The organism is Sphingobium sp. UBA5915 (assembly GCF_002431195.1).
Taxonomy (GTDB): Bacteria; Pseudomonadota; Alphaproteobacteria; order Sphingomonadales; family Sphingomonadaceae; genus Sphingobium; species Sphingobium soli.
In genome coordinates this window covers 1-22,901 of the sequence record NZ_DJDV01000123.1, presented here as the reverse complement: position 1 = coordinate 22,901, position 22,901 = coordinate 1, and the positions used below count along the sequence as shown (strand labels likewise).

Here is a 22,901-nt window from a genome sequence, read left to right as displayed (position 1 = left end):
CGGCTAGAACTTATACCCGATGGTCACGCCATAGGTTCGCGGCTCCTCGAGGAAGCCGTTGACGCCAAATCCCACGATGCTGGAGCTGACAAAGGCGTTTGAGATGTACGTCTTGTTGGCGAGATTCTTGCCGTAGACGGTCACGCTCCAGCGATCGCCCGGATCGGTGTAGATCAGCGAGGCATTGAGCTTGGTCTTTGCCGGCTGCGACACCTGCGGAACGTTGAAGGCACTGAAATAGACCTTATCGACCCACAAGACCTCTCCGCGAAGGGCAAAGGATCCATGGTCCGAGCGCACGGTATATTGTGCCATGGCGTCGACCGTCCATTTGGGGGCTTGCGGCAGGCGGTTGCCGGCGTTGTTGAAAGCCGGTGCGCCGGTCGCCGGGTCGACGGTGCGCCCGTCACCTCCGGGTCGCGCGGGATCGATACTGATGAAACTGTCGAACTTGGCGTTGAGATAGGAGCCGGTCAGACCCAGTTCTAAGTCGGGCGTGGGGCGCGCGCGCAACTCGAGCTCGGCACCGTAGATCGTCGCTGTCGCCGCATTCTCCAGCGCGAGTGACGCGTTGACCACCTTGCCGACCTGGAGATCCTTGTAATCATAATAAAAGCCGGCAAGATTTATGCGGAGCCGCCGATCGAGGAATTCCGATTTCAGGCCCCCTTCATAGGCCGTGACCTTCTCCGGCTTCACGGGCGGCTGCACGCCGCCGACATTGTAGGTGCCGCTTTTGAAGCCTCGCGAAACCGAGGCGTAGAGCAAAGCGTCGGGCGTGATTTGATACTCGAGCGCCACTTTCGGCGTGAAGGATCGGAAGGTCTTGTGCGGTTGGCAGGTCGGGACCGATGGGATATCGGCTCCGCACTGGGCGAGCGGCGCGACGGGATTGGCGGGCGAATAGGGTCGCGCGAGGTCGAACTGAAGCTGTTCGGAAATGCCTTTTCGCTCGATGCTGTAACGGCCACCGACGACGAGGTGAATCTCCGGGGTCAGATTGTAGGTCGCTTGCCCGAAGATGGCGCCGGCATCAGTCTCGAGACGCCCGCCGGCATAATAGCCCTGGCGGATGACGCCGGGACCGCCGAAGCCAATATCATTGTAGGGAATGATGATCGCGCCGGCGTCATTTTCGTGGAAATAAAATGCCCCCAGCAGCCATCGGAACCGGTCGGATTCGGACGAGAGCTGAAACTCCTGGCTGAACTGTTTGTCGTCTTCGTTCTGGAAGATCGGCGCGAGACGAAAACTGGTGGAATCGAGGTCCGATCCGGTAATGTATTTCGTGCTGCGATAGGCCGTGATCGACTTGGCTGTGACGCCGCCGAATCGATATGCAATCTCGCTGCTGACACCCCAGATCGTGCGCCGGTTGAACGGATCGGCTTCGTTTGCGATATCGCGCGGATTGCTTGCGGTGACGCCGCCGAACTGAATGCCGAAAGGTGTGATTGTCTGGCCGCTGGCAGTCTGGCCCGCGGGTCCGAAATAATGATAGCCGTTCGCGTTGTCATTTTCTCGATGATAGTCGGCGATCAGAGTGATGGTGAGATCGTCGGCGGGTAAAAGCTTCAGCGTACCACGGATCGAACGGGCATTGGTGTCGTCGATCCTAGTGCCGGTCGTGATGTTTCGGCCATAGCCGTTGCGGTCGTCCGTCGAGAAAGCGATCCGCGCGAGCACTTTATCAGAGACAATCGGGCCGCTGACGGCGCCGTCGAACGCCAAACGACCATAGTTGCCGACCGTGACATCGCCATAACCCGAAAACGTGTCGGTGGGCTGGCGCGTTATGAGGTTGATTGAGCCGCCGGTCGCGTTGCGGCCATAGAGCGTGCCCTGTGGCCCGCGCAGAACTTCCACGCGATCGACGTCGTAGAATGCGCTGAGCGCTGCGGCGCCGCGCGAAATGAACGCGCTGTTGAGGTGGAAAGCGATACTTCCCTCGGCGCCGGTGCTGAGGTTGTCGAGGCCGATGCCGCGCAGCGAGATTCTCGCGACGCCGAGCTGCTGGCCGAGGTTGAGATTGGGGACGGCGGCCTGCAGACCCTCGATGCTGTTGATGCCCGCCTTCGCGAGGTCATTGCCGGATAGGGCCGTCACCGCGAGAGGAATTTTCTGCACCGACTCGCTGCGCTTCTGCGCAGTCACGATGATGTCCTGAAGACCGGCGCCCTGATCCTGTGCGGCGGGCGTCGATACGGCCTCCGGCTGCGGAGTGCTCGCAGCCGATGAAGCCGGCTCAGTCTGTGCGTAAGCGCTTGTGCCAACGACCGCAGGCAAAAGAAGTCCGATCCGCGCGGCGCGCGGCCAAAGCTTATCCATTTCGTAATCCCCTCCTCGTTGGACGCCGACGCGGTTCATGCGGCGCCTTTGGTTTCCTACCCCGCTATGCGGCCAGGTTCTGGCGCGCGGTCTCCTCCATCTCTGCCATTGCCGTGGTGTTGGGCGGCGGAACGAGCGGACCGCGACGCAGGGCCTGCTCCATGATCCGCTCGCGCGAGCCCTCCGCCATGCGGAGCAACTGCTTGAAGTCGACGCCAGTCAAGCGACCGTGGCGCTTCACGACCTCGCCGCGCAGGACCACCGTATCGATGTTGGAAACGTTAGCCTGCAGCACGACCGCGCCCACCATGTCGTTCAGCGGCATGAGGTTGAAGTCGTTGGGCGCGATGAGAACGATATCGCCATCCTTGCCCGGCGTGAGCGATCCCGTGCGATGATCAAGACCCATCGCTTCCGCGCCGTTGATCGTCATCCACGCGATCGCGTCACGTACCTTGAATGGGATATCCTCAGGCATCCGACCTTGCGCATTGACCGGATCGTTGGCCAGGACGCGCGCGTCTTGAAGACCGAGGCGTGCCTGCGTGAGTAGGTCGCCACCGTTGCAGGAGATAACGTCGGCCCCAAGTGTAGGCTTGATGCCGACATCGTGGGCGCGGCCGATCAAGGGGTGGCCCATGCCCATCTGCAGTTCCGTATCGGGCGTGCATGAAACCTTGGCGCCATTATCGGCGAGCAGGCGAAGTTCGTTGTCTGTCACGGAATTGCAATGCACATGGACCTGGTCGGGTCCAAGGAGTCCGGCCGCCGCGAGTTCCTCTATACCGCTGCAAAAAGCGGAGCCCCAGAAACAGTTCGTGTGAATTGTTTGCTGCACGCCAAGTCGGCGGCCTGTCATGATCTCCTTACGCGTCGAATCGAACGGATACATCCCGACCTCGGTGATCGCGACCGCCATGCCCAGCCGCTGATCGTCCGACGAAAAATGCTGCGTCCTTATCCGTTCCGCATCGGCGATGCGTTGGTCGACGCTCGTAAAATAAGGCCGGTCGACCGGTGCTGGATAGAAGCCGTAGGCATAGAGGCCAGCAATCCGGGCGTCCCGCAGGCCGCGGATGGCCTCATCGGCATGTTCCGGACTGTGCGACGTATGTGAGAAGTCATAGAGCGTCGTGATCCCGGCGTTCAGAGCTTCTAGGGCGCCGATATAATTGCCCACATAGACATCTTCTGGCGTATAGACGGGCGAGATGTTGAAGCGGATGCAGCGCATATACTGCATGAGGCTCATGTCGGCGCAAATCGCGCGTAGCTGAGTCTGCCAAGTATGCCGATGCGTATCGACCATGCCTGGCATTACAATCGTGCCGGTCGCGTCGATCTCCTCTGCCTCATCATGGTGAAGGTTTTGACCGATCTCAGCGATGCGTCCGTTCACGATCAAAACATCCCCACTGGGCACGTCGCCGATCGCAGGATCGCCGGTGATGACATAGCCGTTACGGATCAGGATCGGTCTCACAGTTTCGTTCCCCTACCATCTATTTTTGTGACGGAAGCCAGCGTAGGCTGCGCGTCCTTGATCGAGTGATACGAACGTTCCACTCACATGTCAATTCGGGGCGCTTTTGGGGGAGAAGATGATTGAAATTACCAGATATTAAGCCAAAAAAGGCAATCTCCAAGCCGCAAACGGAACGACCGGATCTGCGCGAGCAGATCCTGGACGCCGCCGAGTCGCTGTTCGCGGACCGGGGCTATTTCGGCGTTTCGGTGCGAGAAATAACGGATGCAGCGTCCACACGGCTCGCCGCTGTGAATTATCATTTTGGAACCAAGGAAGCGCTGTTCACGGAAGTCATAGAACGCCGCAGCGCGTGGTTGAACGAAGAGCGGCTGCGAAGGCTTGCGGAGCTGGACCTCGATCCAGATCGCCCGGAAGCATCGGCTCGACTTCTCATCCGCGCATTTTACGGCCCCCTCTTGAGCCGTTTTGAATCCGGTGAGCCGGGGTGGATGAATTATTGTCGCCTCATCTCACAGATAGCAGGCGTGCAACTCTGGATGGACGAAATAGTTGCACCGCTATTTGATGAAATATCTCGCCGATATGTCGAGGCGATGATATCTATCAAACCAAAGTCATCGCGCGATGATGCCTTGCAGGCCTATCAGTTTATTCTGAGCTGTACGCTGTACACATTCGCCGACAATCGCCGGATCGATCACATGTCGGGTGGGCGACTTTCTTCACGGAACATCTCGGTGACCCTGAAGGCCATGGAGGACTTTTGCGTGGGGGGATTGTTATCGTGTCTTAGGGTACAGGGCATTGGCAAGCTCGATGGTTGATGCCGCTCACCGTGATTGCCTGCTTGATTGAACGAATGTCCGCCATGAGGGCGCTCTTCCGACGTAGGTGAATTTGTGACGTAGGGCATGGTAGGATATGATACGATACTGCTTCTTATTGTTCAGTCCCACTATTCACGGATGCATCTAAGTAACTGACGTTTATAATAATTATGGTGGAAAGCCGCGCTCTTAATCAGCGGTTCCGAGCCGTGACGCTTATCGCGAAGCCGCCCAACGAGGGCGCTGCCAATACGGCTGTCTCCGGTCGCTCGGCGGCAAGCGCTGGATGGGCGCAGAACAGCCCGTGAGCTGTGAGAACTCGATAGGATCCTTCTCGACATCCGACACTGCGGTTGCCGCGTCGATCACGTCGGCCCAATCTTGCAGCATCCGCCTTCGCGGGGTGAGATAGAGCGCGCTGTTATAGGCGCCGCGCACTTCGTCCTCATCCTCGTGGGCGAGCGCCATCTCGATCCAGTCGGGCTTGTAGCGTTCGGCTTCGTTCGCCCAGGTCGAGCCGAGCCCCCGAAACCCATGCACCGTCTGCCGGCCAAGATAGCCCATGCGGTAGCAGGCATAGATCATGGTGTTCTCGGAAATAGGCTTTCCAGGCTTGGCTCCGGGAAAGAGGAACGCATCGTTCGTCGCCTGCAAGCGGCGCTGAACGATCATTGCGGCCTGGCGGGACAGCGGAACAAGATGCTCACGTTCCATCTTCATGCGCTCCGGCGACAGACGCCATAGCGGGTTCGGTCCATAGAGATCCTCGAACTCGTCCCTGGCCGCGAAGCGGGTTTCGCTGGTTCGGACCCATGTGAGCAAGGTGAACAGCAGCGCGTCACGGGTGATCTCGCGGCGGCGCGGCGTGTCCTCGCCGTCATAGGCGAAGATCGCCCGCACCAGCTTCGGAAACTCCGCGAGCGGCACGCGCGCCATGTGCCTGACGGGCGGCTTGGGCTTGAGCGCATCGTTGAGGCCGAGCGTCGGATCGATGGTCGCCCAGCCGCTCGCGATCGCGAAGCGATAGATCTGGCTGACGTTCTGCTTGAGGCGACGGGCGATATCGAGGGCGCCGCGCGCTTCGACCGCGCGGATCATCTCGAGAATCTCGGGCGGGTCGATTTCCGTGATCGGACGCTTCCCGATGACCGGAAAGACGTCGCGCTCCATCCGGTTGATGACGCGCAGGGCATGGGCCGAGTCCAGCCCTTCAATACGATTGGCGTGCCAGGCCCGCGCAATCTCTTCGAACAGCTTGAGCGCGGCCCTCTGCTTCTTCGCCCGCTTCCTGGCCTCGGCGGGGTCCTCACCCTGATCGAGCAGCCGCTTGGCTTCGGTCCGCTTCTCGCGGGCGATCGCCAGCGTGACGGTCGGATATTTGCCGAAGCTCAGCAGTTTTTCCTTGCCGTCGAAGCGGTATTTCAGGCGCCAGAGCTTCGATCCGTTCGGCTGGACGAGCAGGTGCAGGCCTTCTCCATCGGACAGCTTGTAGGGGCGCTGCCGCTTGGTGGCGTATTTGACCTCAAGTTCTTTCAAAGCCATCTGGGGGTATCGCCTGTTTTGGGGACAGCCGAAAAATACCCCCAAAATACCCCCAATCCAAATCGCCGTGGGTGGCCGCAGCGGGTCGCACCGGGACGCCGGCGTACGCAACGGGACGCGAAAAATATTTGATTTTCCTCGAAAAATGTCTGCCAGTGGCCTCAGTGGGCCACCGGTGGACAATCCGGGATGGTAGCGGAGGAGGGACTTGAACCCCCGACACGCGGATTATGATTCCGCTGCTCTAACCAGCTGAGCTACTCCGCCCCATGGGCATCGCGCGGCACATGGCCGACGGTGAGGCGGCGCTATACGCAGCGGCGCTCGGGCGGTCAACGGGGCGCGCGAAAAATTTGGCGGGCGCATGATGCGCGCCTCAAAATCCCGCGTTAAAACGAAGAGAAACGACTTTTCCGCCATTTAGAGTCAACAGCCTGGCAACCTTTTTGCCACTCGCCACTTTTGCCTTGCATTCACCACGGCGCGGCGCACTAATATTGCAATGCACAACCGGCCGCCGGCCGAGGGAGGATCGTCCAATTGCCCTTCCATGAAATGTTCGAGCCCGACGGGTCAATCCGCCCCTGTTATGACGAAGTGCAAAAATGGGTGGACCGCACCGGCATTGCCGGGCTCAACCGACGCATGGACGAGGCGGAGGCGATTTTCCGGCGCATCGGCATCACTTTCGCCGTCTATGGCGAAGGCGGCGATCCCGAACGGCTCATTCCCTTCGACCTGTTGCCGCGCATCTTCACCGCCAATGAATGGCGTATATTGGACCGGGGCATCCGCCAGCGCGCCCGCGCCCTGAACGCCTTCCTGCACGATGTCTATCATCGCGGCGAAATCGTGAAGGCGGGCATCATGCCGGCCGACATCATCTACAAGAACAGCGCCTATCTGGCGGAAATGGCCGACTTCACCCCGCCGGGCAAGGTCTACAGCCATATCGTGGGCATCGACATCGTGCGCACCGGGCCGGGCAGTTTCGAAGTGCTGGAGGATAATTGCCGCACGCCGTCGGGCGTGTCCTACATGCTCGAAAATCGCGAGATCATGACGCGCATGTTCCCCGAACTGTTCGCGCAGGGCGTGGTCGCGCCCGTCGATGATTATCCCGCCGAGCTGCTCAAGAGCCTGAAGGAAGTCGCGCCGCCCGCGTGCAAGGGCGATCCTGTCGTCGTCGTGCTGACGCCGGGATCGCTCAACAGCGCCTATTATGAGCACAGCTTCCTGGCTGACCTGATGGGCGTCGAACTGGTCGAGCCGGCCGACCTGTTCGTCGATGATGATCGCGTCTGGATGAAGACGACGCTGGGGCCAAAGGCGGTCGATGTCATCTACCGGCGGATCGACGACGAATATATCGACCCCCTGGTCTTCCGTCCTGACAGCCTGCTGGGCGTGCCCGGCATCTTCAACGTCTATCGCAATGGCGGCGTGACGCTGGCGTCGGCGCCGGGGTCTGGCATCGCCGACGACAAGGCGGTCTATATCTATGTGCCGGAAATGATCCGCTTCTACCTGGGTGAAAAGCCGATCCTCGACAATATCCAGACCTGGCAGTGCGGCAAGCCAGACGAACGCGCCTATGTGCTGGAAAATCTGCACGATCTGGTCGCCAAGGAAGTCCATGGGTCGGGCGGATACGGCATGTTGATCGGCCCCAAGGCGAGCCATGCCGAGGTCGAAGCCTATGCCGAACGCATCAAGGCCAATCCGGGCGAATTCATCGCCCAGCCCACGCTCGACCTGTCGACCGTGCCGACGCTGGGACCGGCGTCGGTGGTGGGCCGCCACGCCGACTTTCGGCCCTATTGCCTGGTCGGCAAGCAAATCCGACTCGTGCCCGGCGGCCTTACGCGCGTTGCCCTGACCGAAGGATCGCTGGTGGTCAATTCCAGCCAGGGCGGCGGGGTCAAGGATACCTGGGTGCTGCAGGAATGATGATGAGACCCGTCCCGAGCCATGAGGCCCGCCCATGCTGAGCCGGACCGCCGAAAATCTTTACTGGATGGCGCGCTACATGGAACGTGCCGAGGCGACCGCGCGGCTCCTGACCATGGGGCAACGCATGGCGATCCTGCCGGGCGCGCATCATCGCGACGAATGGCGATCGGTCGTGCGCGCGACGGGGGCGGAATATCGCTTCCCCGAAGGATCGACCGTCACCGAAAGCGACGCCGTCGCCTATCTGATGCTGGACCTCGACAATGCCAGCTCGATCCGCTCCTGCCTGTTAAAGGCGCGCGCCAATGCCAAGTCCGCGCGCACCATGTTGACGCAGGACATGTGGGAAGCGCTCAATGAGGGCTGGCGCAAGCTCGACAGCTATGACGTGGCCGAAGCGCGCCAACAGCTCCCCAGCCTGATCGACTGGGTCAAAACCCGCGTCATGACCTTTCGCGGCGCTGCCCATTCGGGCCAGTTGCGCAACGAAGGTCATGATTTCCTGCGCTGCGGATCGGCGCTGGAGCGCGCGCAGATGACGCTGCGCCTGCTCGACGTCAAATATTATGTCCTGCTTCCCGAAACCGAGGTGATCGGCGGCAATCGCGACCATTATCAATGGACGTCGGTGCTCTATGCGCTGTCGGGCGCGCGCGCCTACCATCATGTCTATGGCGGCACCTACACCCCTTGGCAGATCACCGATTTCCTGATGCTCAACCGCCTGTTTCCGCGCAGCGTTGCCTATTGCTACGACCAGCTGGCCTACCGGCTCAACCGCCTGGCGGGCTGGCACGACGCCAAGGGGCCGTGCCACGACACGGTCAAGGATATGGTGGCCGGCCTTGAAAGCCAGGACAGCGGCGAAATCTTCCGACAGGGTCTGCACGAAACCGTGCAACATGGCCTGATGGTGACGAACAGGCTGGGCGCGGAGATCGCCCAGACCTATCACTTCGGCTGATGGCCTGGATGACCCGATAATGAAGCTGATCGTCCGCCATCAGACCATCTACAGCTATGCCGCCGCCACGGGCCGCGTCGCGATGCGGCTGAAACTGACGCCGGTCGATACGCCTGCGCAGCGCGTGCTGGACTGGCAGGTGTTGGTCAATGACGACAGGCTCACCGGCTTCCGCCCCAACAGCTATGGCGAAATGGAGGCGATCTGGGTTTGCCACAGCCCGCTGACCCATGCAGCGATCGTGGCCGAAGGACTGGTCGAAACGCAGGATCGGCATGGTGTGATGGGTCATCTCAATGGCCGGGTCGATCCCCGCTATTTCCTGCGCGAAACGCGGCTGACACGCCCTTCAGAAGCGATTGCCGCGATGGCGCGCACCCTGCCGACCGGTGGCGGTCCGCTCGCCATGCTGCACGCCCTGTCGGCGGCCGTCGTGGATGCGGTCCAGTATCGCGCAGGCGTCACCACGTCGGACACCAGCGCGGCCGATGCGTTCGCGCTTGGCGCTGGCGTGTGCCAGGACCACGCGCAAATCTTCATTGCCGCCGCGCGCACGCTTGGCGTGCCAGCCCGCTATGTCTCGGGCTATCTACTTTCAGGCGATGGCGACACGCTGCACGAAACCCATGGCTGGGCGGAGGCCTGGCTGCCGGACCTGGGCTGGATCGGCTTCGATCCATCCAACCGCGTCTGCGTCACCGAACGCTATCTGCGGATCGCGAGCGGCCTGGACGCCGATGACGCCGCTCCGATCCGGGGCTCCGTCACTGTCGCGGGGGACATCTGCATCGACGCCGATGTCCGCATCGCGCAGGCCGAAGAGGGGATGGAGCAGCGCCAATTGCAACGCCAGCAGCAACAAAGCACGCCCCCGATTCCAGGCGCAGGTTGAAAACTCGGTCCGCACGTCGGATGGAGGGTCCGACGATTCGTCGATCGGATCAATTGCATCGGGAGGCCGGGGGGCCATGACTTATTGTGTGGCCGTGCGCGTCGACCAGGGACTGGTGATGCTGTCCGACACCCGCACCAATGCGGGCATGGACAATATCGCGCGCTTTCGGAAGAGCTTTACCTATCATGTGCCCGGCGAACGGGCGATCACCCTGCTGTGTTCGGGCAATCTGTCGATCACCCAGGGGGTCAAGTCCCTGCTGAGCAAGGCGATCAAGGAATCCGCCTTCGACCCGGATGTCGAAACCATCCTCAATTGCGACACCATGTACCGGGTGGCGCAGATCATCGGCGCGGCGATGCAGGCGATGCAGCAACGCTATCGTGAAAATATCGAAATGGGCGGATCGGGCGCCAGCGCGTCGATCATGGTCGCCGGGCAGCGCCGGGGCGGAAAGCCGCGCCTTTACCTCGTCTATTCCGCCGGCAATTTCATCGAGGCGACCGAGGACACCCCCTTCTTCCAGATTGGCGAGCATAAATATGGCAAGCCGATCCTCGACCGGATCATCGCCCGCGAAACCAGCCTGGAGGACGCGACCAAGGCGGTGCTGGTGTCGATGGATTCGACGCTGCGCTCCAACCTGTCGGTCGGCATGCCGCTCGATCTGGTCGTGATCCCGACCGACATGTTCGATTTTCGCGTCCGCACCCGCATCGAAGCGGATAACGAGGAATTTGCCCGTATCTCGCAAAGCTGGAGCGCCGCCCTGCGCAAGGGGTTTGAGGATTTGCCCAACGTGCTGGGCTGACGCGAAAAAGCGCCCCCTGCCCGCTGCGGGCCATGTGCTTCCAATGTTGGATAATCTCTGATCTATCCTGGTGGATGACCGCCCCCATCCGCCATGTCGCCGACCCTGACAGCGCATCGCGCACGGCCCCGCGGCCGCTGCGTGGCGGCGGTTGACGCGGCGGGCTAGTGTCGCTTCGTGGTCGCTTCGTGGTCGCTTCGCAGGCGCGAAGGGGTCGCTTCGAGCCCAAAAAGCGCAAAGCGTGTGAACTTCGCTCCTGTCACGCCGGCGTCAAAGGCATGCGGCCCGACTCAGCCGGGTGGAGCGTCAGCACCCTGGCCGGCGTGAAAGGCGATTCGCAACGCTTCGGCCAGGCTGCGGACCTCCAGTTTCTGCATCAGGTTGGCGCGATGGATTTCGACCGTCCGAGGGCTGATGCCCAGGTCATAGGCGATGGTCTTGTTGGGCAACCCATCGACCAGCCCGTTCAGCACATCGCGCTCGCGATCGGTAAGGACGTTGAGCCGCGCCTGCGCCTCCATGGCCCGCGCCGACAGACCACGCTCGGCGACCGACTGGCGCTGGGCCGCCGCAATGCACGCCAGCAGCGCCGCCTTCTCGAACGGCTTTTCGATAAAGTCGCTCGCCCCTGCCTTCATCGCCTGCACGGCCATGTCGACATCGCCATGGCCGGTCATGATGATGACCGGCAGCATCACGCCCCGCCCGCGCAACGCGCGCTGCACCTCCAGACCGTCCATGTCGGGCATGCGCACGTCCAGCAGCACGCAGCCCGGCGCCAAATGCCCAGCCTCCTTCAGGAACGGCAGCCCGCCCTCGAACAGCTGCACGGCAAAGCCGCTTGTCTTGAGCAGGAAGGACAGCGACCGACGGATCGCCTCGTCATCGTCGACGACATAGATGGGGTAGGCTTGGCTCATATCTCGTCCGCGCGGTCCAGGGTGAAATGAAAGGCCGTACCGCCCCATTGCGACGGCGTCGCCCAGATGCGGCCGCCATGACCTTCGATGATGGTCTGGCTGATCGACAGGCCAACGCCCATGCCGCCCGGCTTGCTGGTGGTGAAGGGGGTGAAGAGCGTGCGCGACATGGCGGGGTCGAGCCCCGGGCCGGAATCGGCCACCACGACTTCGACCTTGCCGTCCGCATCGGGCGCGGCCGTCAACCGCAGGATGCGCACGGGCAATCCGTGCATCGCCTCCACCGCATTCTTGACCAGATTGATGATCACCTGCTGCAACTGCACGCGGTTGACCAGCACCTTGTCGATACGCGCGTCCACCTGCACATCCATATCGATCCCCCCGCTCTGCATGCCGATAAGCGCCAGCGCCGCCCCCTCGGCCAACAGCGTGCGCAGCTTTTCGGGGCCGCGCACCGTCTCGCCCCGCTTGATGAACTCGCGCAGCGACCGGATGATCTCGCCCGCGCGCAATGCCTGCCCCGCGCTTTCGCGCATCGCCTCGCCCAGCAATTCCCGGTCGATGTCGCCCGGCTTCGCCAGCAGGTCACGCCCCGCCTCCATATAGTTAGCGATGGCGGCAAGCGGCTGGTTTAACTCATGGGCCAGCGCCGATGCCAGCGTCCCCATGGCGGTGACTCGCCCGGCATGGGCCAGTTCGGCCTGCAAATCGGCGACCCGCCGCTCCGCCTGCTGCCGCTCGGTGAGGTCGCGGATGAAGCCGGTGAATAGCCGCCGGCCGCGATCCTGCACCTCGCCCACCGACAATTCTATCGGGAAGACCGATCCGTCGCGCCGCCGCGCGCTGGTCAGCCGGCCAATGCCGATGATCCGTTTCTCGCCGGTCCGCATATAATGGTCGATATAGCCATCATGCCGCTCGCGATCGGGCGAAGGCATCAGCATCGCGATATTTTCGCCCAGAACGTCGCTTTCGGCATATTGGAACATGGCCTGCGCGGCGGCGCTGAACGACACGATGTGACCCTGCCTGTCTATGACGATCAGCGCATCGGGCACGGTGCTCAGGATCGACGACAGCAGCGCCTGTTCAAGGCTATGCGCCTGCCGGTCCAGTCCGTCTGTCTCGTCATCCGCTACAGCCATCGCGGAACCATGCAATCCTTTCAGTGCGCCAGCAAGAGCGGGATGCGCGTATCGCGCAGCAGGGCGCGCGTCACGCCGCCAAAGATCATTTCGCGCATGCGGCCATGGCCATAGAAGCCCATGACCATCCAATCGGCGCCAAGGCGCACGGCGGTTTCCGCCAAAATCGTTTCGATCGCCGCGCCCTCGCGCGGCAGGGCATGCAATTCCACCGCAACCCCATAGCGGGCCAGATATTCGGCCGCCTCAGTCGATGGAAACCGGTCCTTGTCCGCTTCCTCGACCGTGACGATATGCACGGCCTGCGCGCGCTTCAGCAGCGGGGTCGCGCGTGTGAGGGCCGCGGCCGCCGGGGCCGATCCATCCCATGCGACGATCGCGCAGCCCGTCGGATCGACATGGCGCGCGGTGGCCGGCATGGCCAGCACCGGGGTCCGTCCGCCCAGCACCACGTCCTCCACCAGGTTGAGCGGATCGTCCACATCCTGCCGCATATGTTGCGCCAGCGACAGGATCACCAGATCGGTCAGGCGACTGGCGAACAGCAACCCCGGCACTGGGTCGCTGGACCAGTTTCTCCAGTCCCAGGACACATCCTCCCGGGCCAGCCGCGCTTCCAGCCGCAGCCGCACCGACGCATCATGCGCTTCCAGTTCCTCCATCACCGACGGTGCCAGCGCCGCGCCGCCAAAGGCATCGGCCATCATCATCGCGGGCATGGCCGTCAACTGGACGCAGCGAATATGCGCACCGGTCGCGCGGGCAATATCACAGGCCGCCTGCAACCGCGCTTCGGCCCCTCTGTCGTCATGCACATGCAGCAGGATCGTCTTCATGATCGGCTCCTCCAGATCATTGAGGCACGCCACGATGGCTATCGGACGCCCGTCCGGCCCGCCATCCGGGATAGTCCCTATTTCGGCGCTGCGTCGGATCGCGGAAAATGGTGGCCATGACCTGGTCGACCATCCGCCTGGAATTGGCGCGCACGCCCACCTTCCCCAAGGGATCAGCAGCGCGAAGCTATGTGCTTCGCCTGCCGCTCGATCCGGCCGGGATGATCGACGAACAGGAATATCGCACCCGGCCGGAACTGGCGACGGTGCGCCGCTTCTGGCCCAACGAACCCGACCAGCACGGCTATCTGCTGCGCACCGGTGATGGCTGGGCGCTGTCCTATGCGCCGGGCGACGCGGACGACGAGCGCATCTACCGGCTGGACGCCCACAGCATCGCGCCAGGCAGCTATCTGACCCTGACCGAACCCGACGGTACGCGCCTGCCCTTTCTCGTGCGCGGGCTCGCCGCCGCCTGATCCTCAAAAGGAGCATGCCCATGAATGACCTTGTCACCCGCACCGGCTTCCGTTTTTCGACCCGCCCCGCGACACCGGCCGATGCGGAGGCGGTGGCGGCCTTCTTCGACATCGTATCGGATGAAGACCGTCGCTTCCGCTTCCTGTCGTCGGTGCGGCATCTGACCGTGGCGCAGGCACAGGACATCGCGGCCTTCGACCATGGGCGACACGAAACCATCCTCGCCCTCCTGCCGGGCACGGACGAGATCATCGCCGCAGCCACGCTTGCCGCCGATCAGGCGATCGAAATCGCCGAAGTCGCGATCTCCATCAGCCCGCACTATAAGGGGCGTGGCATTGGCTGGACGCTGCTCGACTATGCCGCCGCGCAGGCACGGCAATGGGGCATCCGCGCAATCCAGTCGATCGAGAGCCGGGAAAATCACGCCGCCATCACGCTCGAACGGGAAAAAGGCTTCGTCGCCCGGCCAGTCGATGGGGACCCTGCACTGGTTCTGCTGGAGCGCCAATTCTGACCGCGTGGGCGACGACCGATATTGAGTGGGGCAGGAGAGGACGACGCCCTTCTCCCCTGCCCCCGCTAATTAGAAGCGCATGCCGACGCCCACACCAAATACCAGCGGATCAAGGTCGACATGCACTTTCTGCACGCCCGCCGCCGTGGTGGACAGCCGCGCCGTCGTATCGATATCAATATATTTGACGTCGATATTGAGGAACAGCCGGTCATTGAGGTCGATGTCCACCCCGGCCTGCGCCGCCCAGCCAAAGCTGTCGGACATATGCACCTTCGTCTGGCCGACTGCGCTCTCCAGCGCGCCCGACGCATCCTCACTATAGAACAGCGTATAATTGACACCCGCCCCCACATAGGGCCGCACGGGGGCATCAGGCAGGAAATGATATTGCGCGGTCAACGTCGGCGGCAAGACCCAGGTCGATGCCAGCTTGCCGATCGATCCCGTCGTGCCCTTGCGCCCGCTGGCGCTATGCTTGGTGGTAGCGGCGATCAGCTCAAATCCGATATGGTCGCTCGCCATCCAGGTGACGTCAATTTCCGGCGCGACCGCATTGTCGATGCTGACCTTTTCGCCCGGAAAGGCTGGCAGCACGCTCCCGCTCTTCTCATTGGGCGCGACGACGATGCCGCGCAGTCGGACAAGGATGTCGCCCTGTTTCGCCTGGGCGGGCACGCTCGCAAAAACGGCGGCGCCGGCAGCAGCGAGCAACAGCGTCTTGATGGGCTGCATAATGGATCTCCTTCCCTTCGATATGACCTATTCGGAGATGCCGCTCTGGCCCGCATCGGCGGGCGCTGCATTGATCAGGCGCAACGGGAATTTTGATCGAGCGCAATGCAGCCGCGTCCTCGCCATGCGAGGCAAACGGCATGTGGACCTATCATCCCGACCTGCTCGCCGGGCCCGTGCCCCGCTACACCAGCTATCCCACCGCCGCGCAGTTCAGCGACGCCGTGGACGCCGACGCGATGCTGGAGCGGATCGACCAGATTGCCCAGGGCACCCCCGTCTCGCTCTATCTGCACATTCCCTATTGCCATGACATATGCTGGTATTGCGGGTGCAACACCGGCGCTGCCAATCGCAGCCATCGTCTGGCCGCCTATGTCGATGCGCTGGAACAGGAGATTGCGGCGACGGCGCAGCGCCTTGGCGGTCGCGGGCATATCACCCGCATCGCCTTTGGCGGGGGCAGCCCAAACAGCCTGCCGCTGGTCGATTTCGTCCGCCTGCTTCAGCAGGTGATCCGCTGCTTCGACGCGCGCGATGCGCAAATCTCCGTCGAACTGGACCCCCGCAGACTGGACCGGGCGTGGATTGACGCGATGGGGGTCATGGGGGTCGGCCGGGTCAATCTGGGCGTGCAGACCTTCACACCGGCCGTGCAGGCGCGGATCGGTCGCATCCAGCCGCTGGACATGGTGGAGCGCGCAGTGGAGCGCTTCAGCCGGATCGGCATCGCGGTGGGATTTGACCTCATGTACGGATTGCCGGGCCAGTCTCTCGACGATCTGGCCGCGACACTGGAGGCGACCGTGCGCATGGTGCCGGGGCGCATTGCATTGTTTGGCTATGCGCATATGCCACGCCTGCTCCCGCGTCAGCGCCGGATCGATGCCAGCGCGCTGCCGGATATGGAGGCCCGCTTCGCCATGGCGGCGCTGGGGCATGTCCAGCTCGTGGCGGGCGGCTATCGGCCGATCGGTTTCGATCATTTCGCGCTGCCCGGCGACAGCATGGCGCAAGCGGCGCGAAGTGGCGGTCTTCGGCGCAATTTCCAGGGCTTCACCGATGACGATGCCGGCGTCCTGATCGGCATGGGGGCAAGCGCGATCAGTGCCTTCCCAGACCTGCTTGTGCAAAATGAGAAGGCCGCTGGCGCCTATCGCGACAGGATGGCGACAGGACAGGCCGGCGCCTGTCGCGGCGTGATCCGGACACCGGATGATCAGGCGCGCGGCCGCGTGATCGAGTCGCTATTATGCCGGGGCGAGGCCCATGTCGGCGCCCTGCCCTTGCCGGACCTTTCCCGCTTTGAGGAACTGGGTCTGCTGCGTCGACAGGGCAGCCATGTGACCTTGCATCCGACCGCGCTACCCTATGCCCGCGCCATCGCATCGACCTTCGATGCCTATCTGGAGCCGCGTGAGCAACGGTTCAGCCATGCGGTATAGCGTTTCGGTCCTGCCAGCGCTGGCGTGCCTGTCGCTGGCGACGGCCGCCATACCCCATGCCGCCGCGCCCGCTTCCGTGTCCTTTTGCGGAACGCCCCCACCTGGCTGGGTCCCGCCCGGAGGAAAGCCTGTAAAGCCCGAACAGCAGCCAGGCCCGTGCCATCTGATGCTCTGTTCCGGTAAGAAAGAACGCGCCGGGCGGGTGCCCCCTGGCGGCGGCGATGATCCGGCCTGAAAGGAATGCCGACACCGAAAGCGACGGGTCAGAGCCATGGGCCAAGATCTAGCGGCACTGGACATTCTGGCCCCATGGCCTATATACCGATCGGTATGGAAACGGTGACACAAAGCGGGAGAGGGAGGCCACGGGAGTTCGATCCCGAACAGGCGCTGTCGGCTGCGCTGCAGGTGTTCTGGCGTCGCGGCTATGAAGGCGCTTCGCTGGCGGAATTGACCGAAACCATGGGCATCACGAAGCCCAGCCTTTATGCCTGTTTCGGCAACAAGGAGTCGCTGTTTCGCAAGGCGCTCGACCTCTACGAACGCGACAAGCTGTGCTACATGAAATCCGCGCTGGACGCGCCGACGTCGCGGGAGGTGGCCGAACGGCTGTTGCGCGGTTCCCTGGCGATCCAGACCAACAGCACCGATCCCAAGGGGTGCATGGGCGTCATCAGCGCAGTGGGCGGCACCGCTCATTCCGAATGTATTCGTGACGAAATCCTGGCGCGTCGGGCATCATCGGATCGCGCTCTGGTCGCACGCCTTGAACGCGCGCGCGACGAAGGCGACCTGCCCGACCATGTCGATCCGGCCGCGCTGGCCTGCTATCTGTCGACGGTGTTGCAGGGCATGGCTGTGCAGGCTGGCGCAGGCGTTGCGGTCGAGCGCCTGAAAGCGCTGATCGACACGACCTTGTCGATGTGGCCGGGACGTTGAATTCAGCTTCCATGCCGCATCGCAAATAAAATACCTTCCGGTACAGAAAAGCCTCTTGACCAGACAGGTCCGGTTAATATATACCGCTTGGTATAGAAGGAACTGGGCATCTGCCCGGGGAGGTCAATCTTGAACGTTATTCCCATCATCTTCCGCTGTCGCTGACGGCGGGGTAACGGCGCACATCGGATCCGCCCGGTCGCATCGTTTCCATCATCACAGCCTTTCTCCCTGACGCGTAGCCGCGCGGCCAGACGGGATGGTCTGCGCAAATTTCGGGCGCAAGCCGCGGGACGCCTTTGATCGCGCTCCGGGCCTAAGGACGCGCATTCGCTTCAGACAGGATTTTCACAGGGACAGGAAGGAGCATCCTCATGGCTTTCCTTGATTTCAGCCAACCCATGGCCGGCCCCGCCCCGGTTGCATCAATCGCTCAAGGGGTTTCGACCCCCACGGACTTCACCCAGCAAGAATGGCAGATCGTTGCACTGGCGCGCACCGATGGCTTGCGATCCCTGCAAGGGCCGGGGCGCTTCGTCCGCCTGCGCCGCTGGATTTTCGGCGAAGACACGAACCTGACGCTCGCCAGCGAACGGCTGGAGGCGTTGCGGCGCTTGGCCGTCGAAGCCTGGCATCGCGGCTATGCCGTATCGCTTTCCGCTCTGGCCGCCTTTCGCGCTGCGGGCTTTTCCACCGCGCAGCTTGAACTGCTGCTCGCCACCATCAGTGCGGGCCGTCATGCCCGCCCACGCCGGAGTTTCGCATGAACCAGATGAGCAAAATCTCTACCGACGGCGCGCAGGACGCGGCCGCACGGAAGCCCCGTCGCCGTTGGTCGCGCCGTCAGGGTGGGATCGCCGCGATCGCGCTGGTGGTGGCACTGGGAGGCGTATGGAAGCTGGTCGATAAACCGCAAGCACAGGCGCAGGGCGCGCAGATCGCCTCGGTCGGCGTATCCGCCCCGTTGCAGCGGGCCGTCACCCAGTGGGACGAATATGTCGGCCGCTTCGCCCCCAGCCAGACCGTCGATATTCGCCCCCGCGTGTCGGGCGCCGTCACCGCCATTCATTTTCAGGACGGCGATTATGTGCGCAAGGGCCAGCTGCTCTTCACCATCGACCAGCGCCCGTTCCGCGCCGCGCTGGCCGAAGCCCGGGCAAGCGTCGCATCCGCGCGCAGCGCGTTGCTGCTGGCGAAGAATGACTATGCCCGCGTCCAGCGTCTGACCGGTGACGAAGCGGTTTCGGCCAGCGAGGTCGATTCCCTGCGTTCGCGTTTGCAGGCGGCCCAGGCGGAACTGGCGGGCGCGCAGGCGCGCGAACGCAGCCGCGCGCTCGACGTCGAGTTCACCCAGGTTCGCGCGCCCATTTCGGGCCGCGTGTCGGATCGCCGCGTCGATATCGGCAACTTGGTGTCCGGGGCGGAAGGCAATGGCGCGACCTTGCTGACCACGGTCAACAAGCTCGACCCCATCTATTTCAACTTCGACGCCTCCGAAGCGCTCTACCTCAAGTCGCAACGGGATCAGGCGGACGGCGGCCTGGTCGAGGTGCGATTGCAGGACGAGGCCGACTATCGCCACAAGGGCAGGCTCGACTTCACCGACAATGGCCTCGATCCGCGATCCGGCACGATCCGCATTCGCGCGGTCTTCGCTAATCCCGACAATTTTCTGACGCCGGGCATGTTCGGCAATATGCGCCTTGCCAATGGCGGCCAGGCGAGCGCCCTGCTGGTGCCGGACACAGCGATCCAGTCAGATCAGGCGCGCAAGACCGTACTGGTCGTGGGCAAGGATGACAGCGTTGCCGCCAAGCCTGTTGAACTGGGACCTGTTGTTGACGGGCTGCGCATCATCCGCAGCGGGCTCGACCCGCAAGACCGCGTCGTCATCACTAATGTTGAGGCGGCCATGCCCGGCGCCAAGGTCGCGACCCGGCCCGCAACGATCCGGCCTGCGCCACCGCCCGTGACCCCGGTCGACAGCGTGGCCCCAGCCGCAGCGCAGGCGACGTTCGCCCGATAAGCGTCCGGAACTGACCGATATTCCCAAGCCCGTGATTCGGCCCAGCCGGATCGCGCGGCATCCCTTTCGCTCGCAAAGGACGATCCGATGCGCTTTTCCCGTTTCTTCATCGACCGGCCGATCTTCGCCGCCGTGATCGCGGTGGTCATCACCGTGGTCGGTGCGCTGGCCTTCATCGGCCTGCCGGTCAGCCAATATCCCGACATCGTGCCGCCCACCGTGACGGTGTCCGCCCAATATCCTGGCGCATCGGCCGAAACCGTCGCATCGACCGTCGCCGCCCCGATTGAGCAGGAAATCAACGGCGTCGATGACATGCTCTACCAGAGCAGCCAATCGACCGGCGATGGCAAGGTGACGATCACCGTCACCTTCAAGATCGGCACCGACCTGGATGCCGCACAGGTGCTGGTGCAGAACCGCGTCGCGGTCGCCGTGCCGCGCCTGCCCGAAGAAGTGCAGCGCCTGGGCGTCGTTACCCGCAAGACCACGCCCGAATTCCTGATGGTCGTGAACTTGCAATCGCCCGACGGCACGTTCGACCGCAATTACCTGTCCAACTATGCGCTGACGCAGGTGCGCGATCGTCTGGCCCGGCTTGACGGCGTAGGCGACGTGCAACTGTTCGGATCGCGCGATTATGCGATGCGCATCTGGATCGACCCGGACCGCGCCGCCGCACTGGACCTCACCGCCGGCGAAATCGTGTCGGCATTGCGCGCCCAGAACGTGCAGGTCTCTGCCGGCTCGATCGGCCAGCCGCCCTATGACCGGGGCGAAGCCTTCCAGATCGGCGTCGAAATGCAGGGCCGTCTCAAGACGCCCGAGCAATTTTCCGACATCGTCATCCGCAGCGATGCCGACGGGCGGCAGGTGCGCGTGCGCGACGTTGCCCGCGTCGAGCTGGGCGCGCAGGATTATGGCATCAACACCTATCTGTCGAACAAGCCCACCGTCGTCATCGCGGTGATGCAGCGGCCCGGCTCCAACGCACTCGACGCGGCGGAAAAGGTGCAGGCGGAAATGGATCAGCTGTCCCAGCGCTTCCCCAAGGGGCTGGAATATAGCGTCATCTACAATCCCACCGAATTCATCAGCCAGTCGATCGACGCGGTCTATCACACGCTGGTCGAGGCAGTGCTGCTGGTGGTGCTGGTGATCCTCGTCTTCCTGCAAAACTGGCGTGCGGCGATCATCCCGATCATCGCCATTCCGGTCTCGCTGATCGGCACCGCGACGATATTGGCGGGGCTTGGCTACAGTCTCAACAATCTGTCGCTGTTCGGGCTGGTGCTCGCGATCGGCATCGTCGTCGATGACGCCATCGTCGTGGTCGAAAATGTCGAGCGCAACATCGAAAACGGTCTGTCGCCGCTGGAGGCCGCGCGCCTGTCCATGGACGAGGTATCGACCGCGTTGATCGCGATCGTGCTGGTGCTGTGCGCGGTGTTCGTGCCGACGCTGTTCATCACCGGCATTTCGGGCGCCTTCTATCAGCAGTTCGCCGTCACCATCTCGACCGCGACGGTCATTTCGCTGATCCTCTCGCTTACTTTGTCGCCGGCGGCCGCCGCGCTGCTGCTCAAGCCCAAACATGGTCCCCGCGACCGCAGCGGCGATCCGGTCTGGCGGCAGAAGCTCGGCCAGGGCGCTGACGCGTTCAATCGCGGGTTCGACCGGATGAGCGCTGGATATGGACGCCTCACCCGCTTCCTGGTCGCACGGCCCAAGAAGATGCTGCTGACCTATGCCGGCCTGATCGCCGCCACCATCGCCCTCTTCTGGGTGACGCCCGGCGGTTTCATTCCGGCCCAGGATCAGGGCTATTTCCTGGCCGTGGTCCAGCTACCTTCGGGCGCGTCGCTGGAGCGCACGGACAAGGTGACACGCGAGGTCGCGGAGAAGATCCTGCCGATCAAGGGGCTGCGCGGCGCGGTGATGTTCGCGGGCTTCCATGGCCCGTCGCAGACGCAGGCACCCAACAGCGCGGCGATCTATTTCCCGTTCAACAGCTTTGCCGAGCGGGAGAAGGAAGGCGTCACATACGCCGGCATCATGGAGCAGGCGAACAAGGCGGTCGCGGGCTATGACAAGGCGCGCATCCTGCTGGTGCCCCCGCCGCTCATCCAGGGCATCGGTTCCGCCGGCGGCTATCGCCTGATGCTGGAGGACCGGGAGGGACGCGGCTATGCGGATCTCAACAAACAGGCGAACGACCTGATCGCCAAGGCGAACCAGTCACCCAGCCTGTCGATGGTCTATACGCTGTTCGACGTTGGGACGCCACGCGTCTATGCCGATGTCGATCGCCGCAAGGCCGACCTGCTGGGCGTGCCGCCCGAACGCATCTTCGAAGCGATGCAGGTCTATCTGGGCTCCGCCTTCGTCAACGACTTCAACCTGCTCGGCCGCACCTATCGCGTCACCGCGCAGGCCGATGCGGAGCATCGCGGATCGGTGGCGGACATCGCCAATCTAAAAACGCGGTCGAACAGCGGGCAGATGGTGCCGATCGGATCGGTAGCCACGTTCGAGGACAAGACCGGCCCTTATCGCGTGGTGCGCTACAATCTGATGCCGGCGGTGGAAATCGACGGCGACACGCCGCCTGGCTATTCCTCGGGCCAGTCGCTCATGACGATGGAGAAGCTCGCGGCGGAAGCGCCGTCCGGTTATGGCGCTGAATGGACGGGCGTCGCCTTTCAGCAGAAGAGCGCGGGCAATACCGCGGGACTCGTCTTCGGCATGGCGGTGTTCTTCGTCTTTCTGGTGCTGGCGGCGCAATATGAAAGCCTGACGCTGCCGCTGTCGATCATCCTCATCGTACCGATGTGTCTGTTCGCGGCCATGCTGGGCGTGAACCTGCGCGGGATGGATAATAATATCCTGACACAAATCGGCCTCGTCGTGCTGATCGCGCTGGCGGCGAAGAACGCCATCCTGGTGGTCGAATTCGCCAAGCAGGCGGAGGAAGAACAGGGCCTTTCACCAATCGAGGCCGCGGTTCAGGCGGCGCAGACCCGGTTGCGGCCGATCCTGATGACCA

At 63.1% G+C, this 22,901-nt stretch carries 20 protein-coding genes and 1 tRNA gene; 13 read left to right on the top strand and 8 right to left on the bottom strand.

Annotation, left to right across the window (positions count from 1 at the left end; translation table 11 throughout):
• Window positions 1-3 precede the first annotated feature (3 nt).
• Both B2V90_RS22305 and B2V90_RS22300 read right to left on the bottom strand, forming a co-directional pair.
• Complete coding sequence (locus B2V90_RS22305; protein ID WP_058454904.1) at window positions 4-2,328, bottom strand: TonB-dependent receptor; 2,325 nt, start codon at window positions 2,326-2,328, stop codon at window positions 4-6.
• 64 nt (window positions 2,329-2,392) lie between these two features.
• The gene (locus B2V90_RS22300) at window positions 2,393-3,811 is read right to left on the bottom strand and encodes an amidohydrolase family protein (protein ID WP_058454905.1); all 1,419 of its coding nucleotides are present in this window, start codon (window positions 3,809-3,811) and stop codon (window positions 2,393-2,395) included.
• A gap of 122 nt (window positions 3,812-3,933) precedes the next feature.
• Between B2V90_RS22300 and B2V90_RS22295 the strand changes: the two genes are divergently transcribed.
• Complete coding sequence (locus B2V90_RS22295) at window positions 3,934-4,641, top strand: TetR/AcrR family transcriptional regulator (protein WP_058454906.1); 708 nt, start codon at window positions 3,934-3,936, stop codon at window positions 4,639-4,641.
• 219 nt (window positions 4,642-4,860) lie between these two features.
• Here B2V90_RS22295 and B2V90_RS22290 read toward each other — a convergent pair whose 3' ends face one another.
• Window positions 4,861-6,186, bottom strand: coding sequence for a tyrosine-type recombinase/integrase (locus B2V90_RS22290; RefSeq protein ID WP_082657688.1), 1,326 nt, complete (start codon window positions 6,184-6,186; stop codon window positions 4,861-4,863).
• A 190-nt stretch (window positions 6,187-6,376) separates the two neighbouring features.
• Window positions 6,377-6,453, bottom strand: a tRNA-Met gene (locus tag B2V90_RS22285).
• A gap of 273 nt (window positions 6,454-6,726) precedes the next feature.
• Between B2V90_RS22285 and B2V90_RS22280 the strand changes: the two genes are divergently transcribed.
• The 4 genes from B2V90_RS22280 to B2V90_RS22265 all read left to right on the top strand — a co-directional run bounded on the left by B2V90_RS22280 (window position 6,727) and on the right by B2V90_RS22265 (window position 10,809).
• Entirely contained in the window at window positions 6,727-8,136 is a 1,410-nt protein-coding gene (locus B2V90_RS22280) for a circularly permuted type 2 ATP-grasp protein (RefSeq protein ID WP_009822814.1), read from the top strand.
• A 34-nt stretch (window positions 8,137-8,170) separates the two neighbouring features.
• Complete coding sequence (locus B2V90_RS22275) at window positions 8,171-9,103, top strand: alpha-E domain-containing protein (protein ID WP_009822815.1); 933 nt, start codon at window positions 8,171-8,173, stop codon at window positions 9,101-9,103.
• 19 nt (window positions 9,104-9,122) lie between these two features.
• The gene (locus tag B2V90_RS22270) at window positions 9,123-9,995 is read left to right on the top strand and encodes a transglutaminase family protein (RefSeq protein WP_228220975.1); all 873 of its coding nucleotides are present in this window, start codon (window positions 9,123-9,125) and stop codon (window positions 9,993-9,995) included.
• 76 nt (window positions 9,996-10,071) lie between these two features.
• Complete coding sequence (locus tag B2V90_RS22265) at window positions 10,072-10,809, top strand: peptidase (RefSeq protein ID WP_009822817.1); 738 nt, start codon at window positions 10,072-10,074, stop codon at window positions 10,807-10,809.
• A 290-nt stretch (window positions 10,810-11,099) separates the two neighbouring features.
• Here the strand turns inward: B2V90_RS22265 and fixJ are convergent, their stop codons facing one another.
• Genes fixJ through B2V90_RS22250 form a run of 3 tightly spaced genes read right to left on the bottom strand, consistent with a single transcriptional unit; the run spans window position 11,100 to window position 13,713 of the window.
• On the bottom strand, window positions 11,100-11,729 hold the full coding sequence (gene fixJ / locus B2V90_RS22260) for a response regulator FixJ (RefSeq protein ID WP_009822818.1): 630 nt from the start codon (window positions 11,727-11,729) through the stop codon (window positions 11,100-11,102).
• Window positions 11,726-12,877: a sensor histidine kinase gene (locus B2V90_RS22255; RefSeq protein ID WP_228220976.1), complete on the bottom strand. Its 1,152-nt coding sequence runs from the start codon at window positions 12,875-12,877 to the stop codon at window positions 11,726-11,728. The genes fixJ and B2V90_RS22255 overlap by 4 nt, the downstream gene beginning before the upstream one ends.
• A 20-nt stretch (window positions 12,878-12,897) precedes the next feature.
• Window positions 12,898-13,713 (bottom strand): universal stress protein, encoded by an 816-nt coding sequence (locus B2V90_RS22250; RefSeq protein WP_228220979.1) that lies wholly within the window; start codon window positions 13,711-13,713, stop codon window positions 12,898-12,900.
• 107 nt (window positions 13,714-13,820) lie between these two features.
• Between B2V90_RS22250 and B2V90_RS22245 the strand changes: the two genes are divergently transcribed.
• Window positions 13,821-14,192, top strand: coding sequence for a hypothetical protein (locus B2V90_RS22245; protein WP_009822821.1), 372 nt, complete (start codon window positions 13,821-13,823; stop codon window positions 14,190-14,192).
• A gap of 20 nt (window positions 14,193-14,212) precedes the next feature.
• Window positions 14,213-14,710, top strand: a complete 498-nt coding sequence (locus B2V90_RS22240; protein WP_228220980.1) for a GNAT family N-acetyltransferase — start codon at window positions 14,213-14,215, stop codon at window positions 14,708-14,710.
• 69 nt (window positions 14,711-14,779) lie between these two features.
• On the opposite strand, the gene B2V90_RS22235 is transcribed toward B2V90_RS22240, so the two are convergent.
• Window positions 14,780-15,445, bottom strand: a complete 666-nt coding sequence (locus tag B2V90_RS22235; RefSeq protein WP_228220981.1) for an OmpW/AlkL family protein — start codon at window positions 15,443-15,445, stop codon at window positions 14,780-14,782.
• A 140-nt stretch (window positions 15,446-15,585) separates the two neighbouring features.
• Here B2V90_RS22235 and B2V90_RS22230 point away from each other — a divergent pair, with 140 nt between their 5' ends.
• The 6 genes from B2V90_RS22230 to B2V90_RS22205 all read left to right on the top strand — a co-directional run.
• Window positions 15,586-16,890, top strand: a complete 1,305-nt coding sequence (locus B2V90_RS22230) for a radical SAM protein (RefSeq protein WP_228220982.1) — start codon at window positions 15,586-15,588, stop codon at window positions 16,888-16,890.
• Window positions 16,862-17,125 (top strand): hypothetical protein, encoded by a 264-nt coding sequence (locus B2V90_RS22225; RefSeq protein ID WP_293923161.1) that lies wholly within the window; start codon window positions 16,862-16,864, stop codon window positions 17,123-17,125. The genes B2V90_RS22230 and B2V90_RS22225 overlap by 29 nt, the downstream gene beginning before the upstream one ends.
• A 74-nt stretch (window positions 17,126-17,199) precedes the next feature.
• Complete coding sequence (locus B2V90_RS22220) at window positions 17,200-17,829, top strand: TetR/AcrR family transcriptional regulator (RefSeq protein WP_414711637.1); 630 nt, start codon at window positions 17,200-17,202, stop codon at window positions 17,827-17,829.
• 374 nt (window positions 17,830-18,203) lie between these two features.
• A complete protein-coding gene (locus B2V90_RS22215; protein ID WP_009822826.1) occupies window positions 18,204-18,596 on the top strand; it encodes a hypothetical protein in 393 nt (130 codons plus the stop codon).
• The gene (locus tag B2V90_RS22210; RefSeq protein ID WP_293923140.1) at window positions 18,593-19,855 is read left to right on the top strand and encodes an efflux RND transporter periplasmic adaptor subunit; all 1,263 of its coding nucleotides are present in this window, start codon (window positions 18,593-18,595) and stop codon (window positions 19,853-19,855) included. The genes B2V90_RS22215 and B2V90_RS22210 overlap by 4 nt, the downstream gene beginning before the upstream one ends.
• An 87-nt stretch (window positions 19,856-19,942) precedes the next feature.
• On the top strand, window positions 19,943-22,901 hold a 2,959-nt coding region (locus B2V90_RS22205), incomplete at its 3' end, for an efflux RND transporter permease subunit (RefSeq protein ID WP_293923139.1).